12 protein-coding genes are annotated in these 16,035 nt (G+C 33.3%); 4 read left to right on the top strand and 8 right to left on the bottom strand.

The features are described from left to right. The first annotated feature begins 290 nt into the window (after positions 1–290). A complete protein-coding gene (locus MHB47_RS02395) occupies positions 291–2,243 on the top strand; it encodes a fructose-bisphosphatase class III (RefSeq protein ID WP_069802380.1) in 1,953 nt (650 codons plus the stop codon). 66 nt (positions 2,244–2,309) lie between these two features. Here MHB47_RS02395 and MHB47_RS02390 read toward each other — a convergent pair whose 3' ends face one another. Then, a complete protein-coding gene (locus tag MHB47_RS02390) occupies positions 2,310–4,085 on the bottom strand; it encodes a cation:proton antiporter (RefSeq protein ID WP_198644030.1) in 1,776 nt (591 codons plus the stop codon). A 348-nt stretch (positions 4,086–4,433) separates the two neighbouring features. Between MHB47_RS02390 and MHB47_RS02385 the strand changes: the two genes are divergently transcribed. Then, on the top strand, positions 4,434–5,492 hold the full coding sequence (locus tag MHB47_RS02385) for a YkvI family membrane protein (protein WP_340754886.1): 1,059 nt from the start codon (positions 4,434–4,436) through the stop codon (positions 5,490–5,492). A gap of 254 nt (positions 5,493–5,746) precedes the next feature. Here MHB47_RS02385 and mhqD read toward each other — a convergent pair whose 3' ends face one another. From mhqD to MHB47_RS02365, 4 genes are all read right to left on the bottom strand, one after another. Continuing rightward, positions 5,747–6,340, bottom strand: a complete 594-nt coding sequence (gene mhqD, locus MHB47_RS02380; protein ID WP_065338746.1) for a methylhydroquinone degradation carboxylesterase MhqD — start codon at positions 6,338–6,340, stop codon at positions 5,747–5,749. A gap of 76 nt (positions 6,341–6,416) precedes the next feature. After that, positions 6,417–7,316, bottom strand: a complete 900-nt coding sequence (locus MHB47_RS02375) for a VOC family protein (protein WP_340754883.1) — start codon at positions 7,314–7,316, stop codon at positions 6,417–6,419. A 51-nt stretch (positions 7,317–7,367) separates the two neighbouring features. After that, positions 7,368–8,324: a ring-cleaving dioxygenase MhqE gene (gene mhqE / locus MHB47_RS02370; protein ID WP_340754881.1), complete on the bottom strand. Its 957-nt coding sequence runs from the start codon at positions 8,322–8,324 to the stop codon at positions 7,368–7,370. 68 nt (positions 8,325–8,392) lie between these two features. After that, positions 8,393–8,827 (bottom strand): MarR family winged helix-turn-helix transcriptional regulator, encoded by a 435-nt coding sequence (locus tag MHB47_RS02365; protein WP_340757259.1) that lies wholly within the window; start codon positions 8,825–8,827, stop codon positions 8,393–8,395. A gap of 273 nt (positions 8,828–9,100) precedes the next feature. Between MHB47_RS02365 and aldA the strand changes: the two genes are divergently transcribed. Then, complete coding sequence (gene aldA / locus MHB47_RS02360) at positions 9,101–10,525, top strand: aldehyde dehydrogenase (RefSeq protein ID WP_340754879.1); 1,425 nt, start codon at positions 9,101–9,103, stop codon at positions 10,523–10,525. 93 nt (positions 10,526–10,618) lie between these two features. On the opposite strand, the gene MHB47_RS02355 is transcribed toward aldA, so the two are convergent. Continuing rightward, complete coding sequence (locus MHB47_RS02355) at positions 10,619–11,758, bottom strand: metal ABC transporter solute-binding protein, Zn/Mn family (RefSeq protein WP_340754877.1); 1,140 nt, start codon at positions 11,756–11,758, stop codon at positions 10,619–10,621. Between the two features lie 199 nt (positions 11,759–11,957). Between MHB47_RS02355 and MHB47_RS02350 the strand changes: the two genes are divergently transcribed. Next, positions 11,958–12,236 (top strand): GNAT family N-acetyltransferase, encoded by a 279-nt coding sequence (locus tag MHB47_RS02350; RefSeq protein ID WP_002506693.1) that lies wholly within the window; start codon positions 11,958–11,960, stop codon positions 12,234–12,236. A gap of 202 nt (positions 12,237–12,438) precedes the next feature. Here the strand turns inward: MHB47_RS02350 and MHB47_RS02345 are convergent, their stop codons facing one another. Together MHB47_RS02345 and MHB47_RS02340 are read right to left on the bottom strand one after the other, a co-directional pair. Then, on the bottom strand, positions 12,439–14,202 hold the full coding sequence (locus MHB47_RS02345) for an ABC transporter ATP-binding protein (protein ID WP_340754875.1): 1,764 nt from the start codon (positions 14,200–14,202) through the stop codon (positions 12,439–12,441). Beyond that, the gene (locus tag MHB47_RS02340) at positions 14,195–15,976 is read right to left on the bottom strand and encodes an ABC transporter ATP-binding protein (protein WP_340754872.1); all 1,782 of its coding nucleotides are present in this window, start codon (positions 15,974–15,976) and stop codon (positions 14,195–14,197) included. Before MHB47_RS02340 ends, MHB47_RS02345 begins: the two co-directional genes overlap by 8 nt. Positions 15,977–16,035: the final 59 nt, after the last annotated feature.

The raw sequence follows: 16,035 nt of genomic DNA, 5'->3' as shown, positions 1-16,035 counted from the left end.
TGTTTCCCACAACTTTTATATAAATATCGTTTTTACTGTATTTGAGTAACATGTTATTTTACATTATTTTTTGCAGTAATTGCCTTTTCTATATATATAAACTATAAACATTTTCTATCGTTTATTCATTATTAAGCCGTTTTTTAGAATTTATGTACAGTTAATAATATAATAAGAAATGGACATAATAATCAAAATTAATGCTACAATAAAAACTATATAATGAAAGCGTTTTACATAGCTGTAATACAAAACATTACAAAAACTATACAACTGGAGTGACATAAATCATGTGTAAAACAACGGATAAAAGCGTAAAGGACAGATATTTAGATTTACTTTCAGAACAATTTCACTCAAAAGAAGAATTGGCTACAGAAATCATTAATTTGGAATCTATTTTAGAACTTCCAAAAGGCACAGAACACTTCGTCAGTGATTTACACGGTGAGTTCCATGCTTTCCAACACGTGTTACGTAATGGCTCTGGAAATGTACTGTCAAAAATCAATGACATTTTCCAAGATACTTTAACACGTAAAGAAATTAATGAATTTTCCTCACTCGTATACTACCCAGAAGAAAAAATAAAATTAATAAAAAATAATTTTACTTCTAAAGCTGAATTAGATGAGTGGTACGTAACTACAATTAATCGTTTAATTAAATTGATTACATATGCCTCATCAAAATATACACGAACAAAATTACGTAAATCGCTGCCTAAAAACTATGTCTTTATTATTGAAGAATTACTGTATAAAAGTAATAAATACAATAACAAACATTCCTATTACGAAACATTAATCAATCAAATCATAGAGCTTGAACAATCTGATGATTTAATCATCGGTCTATCATTTACCATCCAACATTTAGTAGTTAATCATTTACATGTTGTGGGTGATATTTATGATCGGGGACCAGAACCAGATAAAATTTTAGAAACACTTATTGATTATCCCTCAGTAGATATTCAATGGGGCAATCATGACGTTTTATGGATTGGAGCTTATGCTGGTTCTAAGGTTTGTTTAGCCAATTTACTGCGCATTTGTGCACGTTACAATAATTTAGATATTGTTGAAGATGCCTACGGTATTAATTTACGTCCATTATTAACACTTGCTGAGAAATACTATGATGGTAATAATAAGGCATTTCAACCTAAAAATACTCAGGATTTAACCCAAGCAGAATTAGAACAAATTACGAAAATACATCAAGCTGTCGCAATCTTACAGTTTAAATTAGAAGCGCCTATTATTAAACGTCGTCCAGCATTTGAAATGGAAGAACGTTTAGTGTTAGAAAATATCGACTATGCAAAAAATGAAGCAACATTGTACGGCAAGACTTACACGTTAGAAAACACTTGTTTCCAAACAATTGATCCTGAAGATCCTAATAAATTACTTGAAGAAGAAGAAGAAGTGATGAACAATTTATTATTATCTGTTCAACAATCAGAAAAATTAAAACGTCATATGACTTTCTTAATGCAAAAAGGTAAGCTCTATTTGCCTTATAACGGTAATTTACTTATCCATGGTTGCATTCCTGTAGATGAAAATGGTGAAATGGAATCTATGACGATAGACGGTGAAAAACGCTATGGTCGAAATCTATTAGACTACTTTGAAACTCACGTCAGAAAAGCATTCGATAATAAAGAAATTGAAGATGACTTAGCAACTGATCTCGTGTGGTATTTATGGACTGGTAAATATTCTTCACTATTTGGTAAACGAGCAATGACAACTTTCGAACGTTACTTTATTAGTGATAAATCAGCACATAAAGAAGCTAAAAACCCATATTATTATTTACGTGAAGATGTAGATATGTGTAAAAAAATGCTAAAAGACTTTGGATTAGATCCTGAACAAGGCCATATTATCAACGGACATACCCCTGTGAAAGAAATTGATGGCGAGAATCCAATTAAAGCAGAAGGTAAAATGATCGTAATCGACGGTGGCTTCTCAAAAGCCTACCAATCAACGACTGGTATCGCAGGCTATACTTTACTTTATAACTCATTCGGTATGCAGCTTGTAGCTCATAAACATTTTAATTCGAAAGAGCATGTTCTGCTTAACGGCGCTGATGAACTTTCGATTCGTCGCGTCGTAGATAAAGAATTACAACGTAAAAAAATACGTGATACGAATTCAGGTCAAACTATCCAAGAAAAAATTGATATCTTAAAAGAATTAATGCATGATCGCTTCGTAAATTAAAGCAACTCAATAAACGCATAAAAAATCCATTTGCTAACAATAAATTATTGCGCAAATGGATTTTTTCTATATATTCTGATGTAAATAAGCGTCTTTCAAATAACCAATCATCCCTTTTTCTGATTCTACAGGATTATTATTACCACGCTTGAATGTTACGACTTTACCATCACTAATATGATAAAGTATCATATCATTTTCAGTTAACTCACCTTTACAAGATACTGGTATTTCTATAATATTGTGATCTTTAATAAAACGGTTAAACCAACGTGATGTAAAATTCCAATCAAACAAAATATGATTTTTGATTGGCCCATCGACATTACTTCGTGCATGTTCATCACTAAACGACACGGGCATCATATCTACATTTTTCAAACCAAATTCTGGGACTAATTCATTAAATGCTAGACTGTTAAATACAAATGATTGCGTCATGAGTAAACATTTGTTGTAACGTGTCATATCTGCATAAATACGATCATTACTCGACAGTAAATTGCCTTCAAAAATTTCAAAATCTAAATCATGTGAGCGTTGAGACGTATTTTTAAATAAATTAAATGCCATAACTGGAATATTATGTTCTCTCAATTTTGCGCCGAGATGAAAAGCAAATTCACTTTCTCCTACAATGATTACACCCGGTGGTTCTGTACTTGAAAGCCTCATAACTTTACTCAACGGTAAGAAACTAAAACCATAAATCACTACGGTAATAAACACTAATCCAAAAGTAACTGGCGTGATGAATTCAGCCATTGGTGTACCTTTCTCTACGAATAAGCCCCCAAAAAACTGAGCAACAGTAAGTACGACAATGCCACGCGGCGCCATCATAGACACCATCGCGCGTTCACGTTTTGAAATTTCTGTATTTATCGTAGCCAGTATGATTGAAATCGGCCTAATTAAAATAATCATGATTGCACAGAAAATAAATAATTTCCACGACATGACACTTTTTAACACTTCTAATGTTAAAGAAGATGTAATTAAAATAAAGACCGTCGAGATCATGATTGATGACGTGTTCTCGATAAAATGATCAGATTCTTTGAATATTAAATCGTGACGTTTCATACGTGCCATCATTAAACCGAAAATTGTGACTGCAAGTAATCCAGATTCTGGTAAAATTTCATCACAAATAGCAAATATTAATAAAATAAAGACTAATTGAATTGGTGGCATGAGATTTTGAGGAATTAAATCACGTTTAATCAGCCACATAAATAAGTATGATGCACCAAAACCGATGACCACAGCTACTAAGAAGCGTAAGACAAAACTCAATATAATTTGCAATTCAAAGCCCTGTTCAAATATTTGAAACACATAAAAAGCACCGAGCGCTAACATAGGTCCAATAGGATCAAGTATGATACTTTCCCATCTTAATATTGAATCTACACTTTTTCGAACTTTAGCTTGTTTTAATAATGGTTGAATTACGGTAGGCCCCGTTATTAAAAATAAACCGCCTAAGACGAGTGAAATTGCCCATGAGAATCCTAATACGTAATGTAAGGCAATTGAACCTAAGATCCAAGCAATCGTAGCTCCTATAGTAATGATACGCATCACTGCCTTAGAAATACCTTTTAATTCACGAAAGTCTAAATTACTACTTCCTTCGAATAAGATAATAGCTACAGCTAATGATACTAACGGACTGAACACTTCTTGTCCTAAACTTTCTTGAGGGTTAATCAGACCAAATATAGGCCCTACGAGTAACCCTACGATAGCCATGACTACAATCGATGGCCATTTAATTCTGGTAGCAAACCACTGGCTGAAAATGCCAAGCGCTAAAAATATAACGATGAGCAACATTAATGGTAAGTTTAGTAAAGTCACATAACTCCCTCTCTCTATTTTTAATATCAAACAATTTTTGTATACTTTCTTTCAAAAATTCATTAACAGAAAAACATACTATCAAAATTTGAAGTTTAACGCACTAAAATGACCTTCACTATATACCCACACATATTTCACTTTAATCGTAGCGATATTCCGAAATACCTCGCTGAGTACTCTCCTGATATACATATGTCTACACCAAATAAACTTTCGTGTTTATTTCTCTTCCTTTTTAAGGTAGAATTAACTATTGTGATGCTTTTTATATAACATAACTTAATTCGGATAATGAATTGTCATGAAAGGATTCCAAACAATATGAATAAATTAAAAGAAATTATTATTGTTGCTTTTGCATTTGTCGGTGTTGTAGTAGGTGCTGGCTTTGCTACAGGGCAAGAAATTTTCCAATTTTTTACAAGTAACGGTAATTTTAGTGTGTATGGTGTTTTTATTACTGGCTTGATTATTACTGTTGGCGGGGTTTTTGTACTGAACACAGGTTATCGTCTGCGTTCACATAGTCATACAGAACCGATCAAATTTTACTTACCTCGTACTATTGCAACGATATTTGATGTCATATTAACATTATTTTTATTTGCATTAGCAATGATTATGACTGCAGGTGGCGTATCTACAATTAATGAAAGTTTTGATATTCCCTATGGTCTTAGTTCATTTTTATTAATCTTAGTTATTTTATTAACACTATTTTTAAAATTTGATCGCTTAATTACTGTATTAGGCATGGTTACCCCATTCTTAGTCTTAATTGTAACGATTATTGCAATATATTATTTTTCAACTGGCCAATTTAATTTTGAGGCTGCTGACAGCTATGCAAATAGTGAAGGCCGTACAGATAACTGGTGGTGGTTCGATGCTATCAATTACGGAAGTTTACAAATTGCTGCTGCTTTTAGCTTCCTTTCAGTAATGGGAGGTCGTTTAAAATTTGAAAAATCAACTATTTGGGGCGGTATTTTTGGTGGTATTATCATTACCTTCCTATTATTAATGCTCAATCTCGGTATGGTTACAGAATTCGCCCAAATTACAGGCGTTGCACTCCCATCATTATTACTAGCCAATAATATTTCCCCTTTTATTGGTGTATTTATGGCTATCGTTATGATTTTAGTTATTTATAACACAGTCGTAGGATTAATGTATGCGTTCGCCTCACGATTTACTGAGCCTTATAGTAAATCGTATTACATTTTAATTACCATAATGGCAATTATTACTTTTGCTACAACTTTTATTGGTTTTATCGAATTGATAGGCAAAGTATTCCCTATCATGGGTATTTTCGGTTTCATTCTATTAATTCCAATATTTATTAAAGGTATACTTAAAAACAAACCCGAATAACACATAATTGATTATCTATATTCCGAAAGAAAATCAGTTTTATAGGATATAGACAAAATTGAATATTTTGCCACCGCACTGAGTCACTCTATTTTGAGAGTGACTCTTATTTTTTATCTATTTTAAATCTAGTTATTATGATCTATAAATTTAAAAACAAGACATAAACTGCATGCGCTCTATTACACACATGAAGTTTATGCCTTCTATTTCTTGCTATTATTTTAATGTTTCACATTTTTCACTATTATATATTATTGATTTAATACTGTTTGACCTGCTTGAATACCTGCTTGCGTTAGTTCGTGACTATTCACCCAAACTTGCGTCACATTTGCTCCACGACTTTCAAAAATATCAATTACATTCTTACTAGCTTCTACAGTAACGATTGGATCGTTTTCTCCCATAGAGAGTAATACATCTACATCACTTAAATCTTTATTGTTCACTAAATCTACAGGATAAAGTGGTGCATATAACAATGCTTTTTTAAATGTAATATCATCATGTAACATCATGCTAATCGCTATATTTGAGCCATTTGAAAATCCTACCGGTATGGCTTGTGCTAAATCAAAGTTATATTTATCAGCCGCTTCTTTTAAAAATGTAATTAAGCGCTCTGTTCTATATTCTAAATCTTCGATATCGTATTTTCCTTCTCCTAGACGTTTGAAGTAACGGTTCATACCATTTTCAGAAACCTCTCCTCTAACGCTTAATACATTATATTTAGAATTCAATACTTCACCTAATGGTAACAAGTCTTTTTCATCCCCACCTGTACCATGTAATAAAATAAATGTAGGTGCGTTTGCTTCGCCTTCTTTAAAAATGTGTTCCATATAACGACATCTCCTTTAATTTTGTATTATATTCATTAAACTTGCTACTGTGTAAAATTGCTATTATCATACATCACTATATTCTAATTGGTGGTAAATGGCGTAAAAGTTCTTCTCTTTTTTCTTCATATTGAGGTGGTAACATCAAATGTGTACCAAGTTCCTCAAACCGTTCATCAACGGTAAACCCTGGCCCCTCTGTCGCAAATTCAAAAATAATACCACCATGTTCTTTCATGTAAACTGCATTAAAATAATTACGGTCCTTAACATCTGTTACGTGGTAACCTTTTCCTGTCATTTTTACTTGCCAACCACGATGGTCTTTATCTGTAGGTACAGACCAAGCAATGTGATGTACAACGCTAACACCCCAACGTACATGTTCTTCCGGTGCGACTTTCTGAACCATGACGTGATGTTGCCAATCACCAGCTGTTTCAATATGGATATAATCATCGTTTTCACTTACTTGCGACAATCCCATATCCTTTGTTAAGGTACGTACAGTCGCTATTGGATCCAGCGACAACATCGTCACACCATGAAAACCAATAATGTCTTTGTCATTATCTCCATTTGTTTCTCCTTCAACAAGTGCCAATGGCAAACCATGTATATCATCAAACTCTAAAGTTTCTTTATCGAATAACTGTGTTCTTTCTACATTTATATCATTTTCTAGTAAATGTTGTTCCCAAGCTGCAATAGCATCTTTTGGAATTCTAAACGCAATTCTTTCAACTTGTCCTGCACCAATACGACCTTTATGCGCATTTGGCCAATTGAAAAACGTTAATATCGTTCCATTATCGACGTTGCCATTCGAGAAATATAAATGATACGTAGACGGGTCATCGAAATTCACTGTTTTTTTAATTAATTTTAAATTTAATATATCTCTATAAAACTGAATGTTTTCTTCTGGATTACCTACAATTGCTGAAATATGATGAATGTGTTGAATTGCTTCCATAATTGTTCCCCCCTGATTATTTACCTCTGCACTTTTTTAAACGCGAGTGCTTTATCGTTTTGTGTTAAATGGTTTGACTTCTGATTCAATATATTCACGTTGCTCTTCTAAAAATGGTGGCAGTGCTAGACTTTCTCCAAGTGTTTCATATGGTTCGTCACCCATAAAACCTGGGCCATCTGTAGATACTTCAATTAATATATGACCAATACGTGCATATAAAGCTTCAAAATAAAATCTATCTACTAAGCCAGAATTACCTATACCTAATTCTTTATATTTTTCCATCCATTGCTCAATTGCTTCATGATCTTTTAATCTAAATGACACATGATGTACTTCACCGTAGCCTTGACGCGATGCTGCTCCTTCAACATCTTTTCTTAAAATTACTTGACCGCCATTGCCACCTTCGCCGACCTCTAATAAAGCAACATTATCTTCTTCATGTTTCACTTTCATACCAAAGACTTGTTCTAATATTTTGATAAAATCTTCAAAATAGCTAACTGTAATTTCAATTGGTCCCAATCCATAAATAGCTTTGTCTGTTGGTACAGGACCATTTTTCCATGGTGTACCCGGTGCAACACCTGTATTATGTTCATCTGATACAAGTTGGTATCTTTGACCATCCACTTCTTCAAATGGTAAAACTTTTGTGCCAAATAACGTTTGTATACCATCATGTTTTATTTCAAAGTCATTAAAACGTTGTTCATAATATTCAAGCGCTGCATCATTTGGAACTCTAAACGATGAACGTGAAATTGAATTTGTTCCTCCAGTACCTTTTGGCACATTAGGAAAATCGAAAAATGTCATATCTGTTCCTGGTGAACCTACATCATCTGCAAAAAATGTGTGATACGTATATATGTCATCTTGGTTTACTGTTTTTTTAACAAGTCTCATACCTAATACTTCTGTGAAAAATTTATAGTTTCTTTCTGCATCATCAGTGATCGCAGTTACGTGGTGGATACCTAATAATTGATTGTTTGTCATAATAAAACTCCTTATTTTATAATTTATCTCGATTTCGAAGTAATTTTCACTAAATTTTAAAAGTGCTACTACACTTCTGTGGATTGAGCACTTATTTTTTTCAAAGCTTGTTTTAATGTGGTCATTTCTTCATCGGTAAGTACCGAGAATGTTGATGTTAACGTTACTGCATGTTCTGGAAATATATCATCCATCAATGCATGTCCTTGATCAGTAAGCGAAGCATTGGTAACACGTTTATCTTGTTCATTACGTATTCTGATTACAAAACCTTTTTCTTCTAATTTATCTACAACATATGTGATGCTACTGCTAGCAATTAATACTCTCTGTCCAATACGTTGTATCGGTTGATCACCTTTGTTATACAATAATTCCATTACTTCAAATTCTGTAAGATTTAAGCCATAACGTTGAACGTCTGTCCTAACAATTTGTTCCAAATAGTCTACCGTTCGGTTTAATCCAATGAATGTATTTAATGATTCTTTTGTACGGTCCATTACGTCACCAACTTTCAATTTGTTTCTAATTCGAGATAAATATAACACCTCTCAATAACATAGTCAACATATAAGTATAAAAAATATACCAAAATAAATAAAACATCTATTTTATGGTCTTAGTTGAGACTAAAAGTCATTTTCATCGCTTATTTTCACTTCAAAATCAAATTAAAATATCCAATTAATTATTATACAAAATAATATTTTTTCTCTCATTCTCGTTTTCAAAAAATATTCAGTGGTAGAAGAAAGTATATGGAGGTGTCATAATTGAACAAATTATTTATTAATAATGAATTTATCGAAAGTAAATCAACTGACACAGCAGACGTAATCAACCCTGCTACGGAAGAAATAATAGATACAATTTCATTCGCAACAGAATCCGAAGTTAATGATGCAGTAGAAAAATCAAAACACGCCCAGTTAGAATGGGAAAAAGTACCTGAACCTACGCGTGCTGATCATGTAAAATTATTAATTCCATTATTAGAACAGAATAAAGATACATTGGCAGAACTATACGTTAAAGAACAAGGTAAAACACTTGCTTCAGCTAAGGGTGAAATTGATAAAGCGATTCAGTTCATCGATTATATGACTAGTTTAAGCATGAGTAACAAAGGTGAAGTTTTACAAAATAGTCGTGAAAACGAAACTATTTTACTTACGAAAAAACCTGTTGGTGTTACTGCTGGCATCGTTCCTTGGAACGCGCCAATTATGGTATTAATGAGAAAAGTCATACCAGCTATCGTTACTGGCTGTTCGGTAGTGATTAAGCCAAGTGAAGCAACTTCTTTAATTACACTTAAACTTGCAGAACTTATTCGTGAATCTACAATACCTGCTGGTCTTGTACAAATTCTACCAGGTAAAGGCGAAACAGTTGGCACTCAATTGTCACAACATCCGGACATTCAATTAATCTCTCTTACTGGTAGTATGCGTGCAGGTAAATCTGTATACGCTGAAAGTGCTAGTACAGTTAAAAAGGTTAATTTAGAGCTTGGTGGTAATGCACCTGCGCTCGTCACTTCAAACGCTAATTTAGATAAAGCTGTTGACTATATCGTTACAGCAAGAGTAAACAATGCTGGTCAAGTGTGTACATGTCCAGAACGTATTTTTGTACACGAAGCGATTCACGATACATTTATCAATAAATTAAAAGGTAAGATGGAACAACTTAAAGTTGGTGATCCATTCAATAAAGACACAGACTATGGTGCTATTATTAATCAACAACAGCTTGATAGCATTGATGACAAAGTACAAGATGCTGTGAAAAATGGTGCTGACTTAATTACAGGCGGACATAAAGTTGATGGCGCCGGCTATTTTTATGAACCAACTATTTTAGATAAAGTTAATCCTCAAAATAGTGCATTTAAAGAAGAAATTTTTGGTCCTGTCATACCGATTGTGACATATAATGAATTTGAAGATGCTATTGAACAAGCAAACGATACTAATGCCGGATTATCGTCATTTATCTTTTCTGAAGATTTAAAAGAAATAATGACTGCTACAGAGCGACTTAAATTTGGCGAAGTTTATGCTAACTGTGAAGCTGAAGAAGTTGTAAATGGTTTCCATGCCGGTTGGAGAGAATCTGGTATAGGTGGCGCTGATGGCATTCATGGCCTTGATGAATATTATAATACCACTGTATCTTATATAAGATACGACTAGACACATCAGTCACAGACTTGAATAATAACAGTAAAAAGCCACGAAGAAATGTGCTAAAACAGCATTCTTTCGTGGCTTTTTGACTTTGATTTTTTAATCGTTCAAAGCTTTATCCAATGATTTTATGTTTTCTTTCATCAATGATTGATATGAAATGTTTTCTTTATCCGCTTCGGATTTGGACAAGGTTGCCATATTATGGAAACCTAATGGTGTCGTATCAGATTCTTTCTGAATGACATCCGTTACTTTAGAAGAAATATTTTGTTCATATAAAACGTAAGGTTGTCCTGTTGCTTTAATGTTTTTAACAATATCCATCAAATCTCTTTGACTTGGTTCTTCATTATTCATACCGCTAACACCCACTTGCTCAAAACCATATCTGTTAGCTAAATAACCGATAGAATCATGCGAAATAACTACTTTATCACGTTTCGTATCTTTAGTAATTGCTTTCATTTGCTCATCAATATCTTCAATATCTTTAACTAATTTTTGATAATTTTTGTCATAATAATCTTGGTGTTTAGGATCTTTTTTCGTTAAATCATCTCTGATTTCTTTCGCAAATATTTTGTTCATTTCTGGATCCAGCCACACATGAGGGTCATTCTTGCCATGATCATGACCTTCGTGTTCGTCTTCATGTTCATGGCTATGCTCTGCTTCCTCATGTTTGTGCGCTGTTTCTTCATGTTCATGACTATGCTCTGCTTCTTCGTGTTCGTGCGCTGTTTCTTCATGTTCATGACTATGCTCTGCTTCCTCGTGTTCGTGCGCTTTTTCCTCATGTTCATGGCTATGCTCTGCTTCCTCGTGTTCGTGCGCTGTTTCCTCATGTTTATGATTAGCATTAAAATCGTCTTCACTCAAATTTTTTGCTAAGGGCAATTTTAAATTATCATTATTGATAGAACGTGTAATTGTTTTTGCGACTGGATCCATAGCTTCACTGGAATAAACAAATAAATCACCTTTGGCAATATTAATCATTTCTTTTTGCGTAGGCTCAAATGAGTGCATATCAGCACCGGGCGGGTAAATAGATTCTGCTTCAACATATTTACCACCGATTTGTTCGGTAAAACTTTTGAATGCAAATGCAGTCGTATATATTTTAAGTTTATTTTTAGAACTGACGTCTTGTTTTTCTTCTTTATTAATATCCCCACATGCACTGAGTAACACAGCGCATACACATGTCAGTATCAACAGTATACTTTTTTTCAAAAAAATTGCCCCTCCAAATCGAAATTGTTCCGTTAAAACTATAAACTTATTTCACATATTTTTCAATGGTTTTCGCTTAATCATTATATATTTCTTTACTTAACTTTATCACTTCTATGTTAATTCATACTGTAAATTGTTTAATATTTGGCAAAACGTGATATTTAGTAAGTAATACATTTATAATAGGAGTGATAAAATGGCTGATATTAAACAAGGTACGAATAAATTTTACATTGGTGATGATGAAAATAACCCACAAGCGCAAATTACTTTTAAACAACAAGGTGATAATCAAATTGATATCGATCACACTGGTGTTCCAGAAGAATTTGGTGGACAAGGTATTGGTTCAAAATTAGTTAAATCTGTTGTAGATTATGCACGTGAGAATAATTTAAAAGTAACTGCATCTTGTCCTTTTGCTGAAGCAGTAATTGAAAAGAATTCAGATTATCAAGATGTTTACGTAGGTTAAGCTTTAAAATTTTAAATTAGATATTTCACAATAGCTAGCTGATATTTAACTTAATTTGTTTCAAGTTCTTAAAGAACTACTTCCTCATTTATGGAGATGACTAGTTCTTATGCAAGAGCTTTAGTTCTTGTATTCTTTTTTCAGTCATCCTTATAGGGCGGGCGTATGAAATCAAATTTGATTTCATACGCCCGCCCTCTTTTTATCCATTTTGTAGTAAATACATATTATGATATATACCATGTTGCGCAATCAATTGATCATGGGTCCCTCTTTCTACTATTTCCCCACGATTTAATACAAGGATTTGATCCGCATCTTGTATTGTGGATAATCTATGTGCAATTGCTAAAGTTGTGCGACCTTTTCGCATTTCATTTAATGATTTTTGTATTTGCTCTTCTGTTGCTGAATCTATATTTGCAGTTGCTTCATCTAAAATTAATACTTTAGGATTCGTAGCAATTGTTCTCGCGAATGCAATTAATTGTCTTTCACCGCTTGAAAAAGCACTCCCTTTTTCTATTACTTTATGATTATATTGCTCAGGCAATTTCTCAATAAAATGATTAGCATGTACAAATTCTGCTGCAGCCTTCACTTGTTCAAACGTCATCGTAGGATGATATAACTTAATATTAGATGCGATTGTACCGTAAAATATAAATGCATCTTGTAAAACTAAACCTATTTTCTCTTTTAATTCAGCTTTAGGTATAGTCTTAAGTGAATTGCCATCGACTTCAATGTCACCTCGGTTAAATTCATAAAAACGCATAAACAAGTTAACGATGGAACTCTTTCCAGAACCCGTATGGCCAACCAATGCTACCATCTCACCAGGATTGGCAGTAAACGTGATATCATTCAGTACATCTGTTTCACCATCATAACTAAAACTAACATGTTTAAATGCAATTTTCCCGTCCTCAATTTTGTGTGTTTTGGTTTCATGCTGTTGTGGTTCATAAGTGTCATCATCAATAAGTGCAAATACTCTGCTAGCTGATACAAGTGCTTGTTGTAAGATATTTAAATTCTGACTCACTTGATTAATAGGTTCAAAGAAACGTTCCATATATTGTACAAACGCAAATACAACACCCGCCGTGATGCCAGTAGTATAACTAATAACACCAAAATAACCAAGAATCATGACCACTGCAAAAACAGATATAGAACTGATAGCAGGACGTAATAATAAACTATCAAGTTTTACTGTCTTCAGCATATAGTCATAATGTTCATCATTAATTTTGTTAAATTCTTTATTTAATCGTTGCTCTTGATTAAACGCTTGAATAATTCTCATACCTTCAATTGATTCTGCTAATTTAGAATTCAAATCAGATAATCTTTGTCTCGTTTTAGTAAAAAGAAAGGCAGAGTATTTTCTATACGTCGCTAATATTATAAAAATAATAGGCAAAAACACAAGTGCAATTAATGCTAATTTTACGTCTAAAATAAACATCATGATATAACTTGCAATCATCATAAAAAATGCCATGATAAAAGTAGAAAACACGCCAATGATCATATCCACGATTGTTTCTGTATCATTCGTCAATCTTGATACAATACTGCCTCCAGGAACTTTATCGAAATACTTCATACCTAATTTACCTAATTTATTAAAAGCGTCAATACGCAATTGTTGAATTACCTTAAAAGCTAAATATTGGAACATATACTGACTAAAATAAAGGGTGATAGCACCTATAATTTGTATACCTAAAAATATAACAATCAACCAAATCATCGTATCTTTTGGAAAATGGCGTGGCGTTAAATAATCATCAATAAATATCTTGACTATATACGGTGTCATCATACTTGCCACAGTGGATAAGATAAGCATGATAAAGGCTAATGTAATCGTACCTTTATAGGGTAACGTATATTTAAACAACCGAATTAATGCACTTCCTTGGTCCTTTGCAGTTAAGTTAGTACGTTCAGTCATTTTCATCGCCCCCTTTCGTAAGATGATCTAAGTTACGTGATAACTTATCTTGTAAAGCTTGGGCTTGATACGTTTCATAATACCAACCTTTTTTCTCTATGAGTGAGTTATGAGTACCACTTTCAACGATTGTCCCTTCATCCAATACAATGATGAAGTCTGCATGTTTTACAGCGCTCATGCGATGTGCAGTAATGATATTGGTTTTACCATTTCTCACACTTTCTAAATTAGCTAAAATAGCTTCTTCCGTTTGCGCATCCACAGCTGACAATGAATCATCTAAGATAAGAACTTCTGGGTCTACTAATAATGCTCGTGCGATGGACACACGTTGCTTTTGACCACCAGATAAAGAAACACCCCGTTCACCTACTACAGTATGATAACTATTAGGGAAAGCCATAATATCGTCATGAATATGACTTAAGCGACTCGCTTCATAAATACTGTCATCATCAATTTCCTCATTACTAAATGCAATATTATTACGTATCGTTGTGGAGAATAAAAAATGTTCTTGTGGCACATAGCCAAATTGAGCTCTTAAATGCTTCACATTATAATCACGTATTGGATGGCCACCGTAAGTGATATCTTGCCGTCTTTTAGTATCAAATTCTCTCAATAACAAGCGTATTAATGCACTTTTCCCAGAACCTGTACGTCCAACAATTCCAAGTGTCGATCCCTGCTTAACTGAAAAATGCATATCATATAGTCCTTGTTCATCATTACCCGGGAAATTAAACTGTTCTATATTAAATATAATGTCACCCGTTGGAGGACCATCGATTTTATAAGTGGTTTCTATATCGTTCGGTAAGTTTTCAATTTCATCAATACGCTCATAAGACGCTTTGGCTCTCTGCACAATATTAAAAAATAAACCTAGCGCTAATAATGGCCATACGAGCATGCCTAAATATGTAGTAAAAGTAATAAGTTGTCCTAGCGTAATCTCATTTTGAAATACCATTTGTGCACCAAATGCAATCGCTAAAAAATAGCTAGTACCAATTACCAAAGTTATCGTAGGATCAAATAAAGCATCTATTTTCGATACTTTTAAATTTTTAGCTACAACATCATCACTGAGTGCTTTAAAATCTGCTTGGTCACTTGATTCATAACCAAATGTTTTAGTCACTTTAATACCTGCAACACTTTCCTGCGTTTTATCATTCAATTTACTAAACGCAGCTTGTGCTTTTTTAAATCCTTTACTTAAAAGCGACCCATAGTAACTCGTTAATAACACCATAAAAGGTAAGGGAATAAGCGCAATTAATGTTAGTTTCCAACTTACCGTCGTAGCCATAGTAATTACAACGGTACCTCCACTAATTAACGAATCAGCAATCATTAGAATACCCGCACCTGCAGCATTTTGTACTGCTCTTATATCATTAGTTGCATGCGCCATTAAATCGCCTGTACGTCTGTTTTGGAAAAATATCGCGCTCATAGCCGTGTATTTTTCATACAAATAGGTTCTCAAAGTCTGCCCTAGCTTTTGACTCGTTCCAAAAATAGATAATCTCCATACATATCTTAAAACATACGTTAATATCGCTACAATAGTTAAGATAATAAGGTAGATTGTTAATAGTTTGGGTGTTAGCTTATTTGTCGTCATTTGGTCTATTGTCTTACCTATGATTTGAGGTGGTACGATTTCAATTAATGCGATTAATAGCAACGTAAATAAACCAACAATATAACTCATTTTTTGTTGTTTAAAAAACCATCCTAATTTCCAAAATACTTTCAAATCCTCACCCCCGAAATCATGTTAATTACACTGTCACTCTAGTTTACCATAAGTTTACA

Source organism: Staphylococcus sp. FSL K6-3157 (genome assembly GCF_038005145.1).
GTDB lineage: Bacteria > Bacillota > Bacilli > Staphylococcales > Staphylococcaceae > Staphylococcus > Staphylococcus equorum.
The sequence above is the reverse complement of the archived record's forward strand: the minus strand, read 5'-3'. Positions and strand labels throughout refer to the sequence as shown.

Excerpts from the sequence above, each read along its gene's own strand:
- MHB47_RS02395 (WP_069802380.1), top strand. The coding sequence starts at position 291 with ATGTGTAAAACAACGGATAAAAGCGTAAAGGACAGATATTTAGATTTA.
- MHB47_RS02375 (WP_340754883.1), bottom strand. The coding sequence starts at position 7,316 with ATGGAAGCAATTCAACACATTCATCATATTTCAGCAATTGTAGGTAAT.
- mhqD (WP_065338746.1), bottom strand. The coding sequence starts at position 6,340 with ATGGAACACATTTTTAAAGAAGGCGAAGCAAACGCACCTACATTTATT.
- MHB47_RS02390 (WP_198644030.1), bottom strand. The coding sequence starts at position 4,085 with ATGTTGCTCATCGTTATATTTTTAGCGCTTGGCATTTTCAGCCAGTGG.
- MHB47_RS02365 (WP_340757259.1), bottom strand. The coding sequence starts at position 8,827 with ATGGACCGTACAAAAGAATCATTAAATACATTCATTGGATTAAACCGA.
- MHB47_RS02385 (WP_340754886.1), top strand. The coding sequence starts at position 4,434 with ATGAATAAATTAAAAGAAATTATTATTGTTGCTTTTGCATTTGTCGGT.
- MHB47_RS02345 (WP_340754875.1), bottom strand. The coding sequence starts at position 14,202 with ATGACTGAACGTACTAACTTAACTGCAAAGGACCAAGGAAGTGCATTA.
- mhqE (WP_340754881.1), bottom strand. The coding sequence starts at position 8,324 with ATGACAAACAATCAATTATTAGGTATCCACCACGTAACTGCGATCACT.
- MHB47_RS02350 (WP_002506693.1), top strand. The coding sequence starts at position 11,958 with ATGGCTGATATTAAACAAGGTACGAATAAATTTTACATTGGTGATGAT.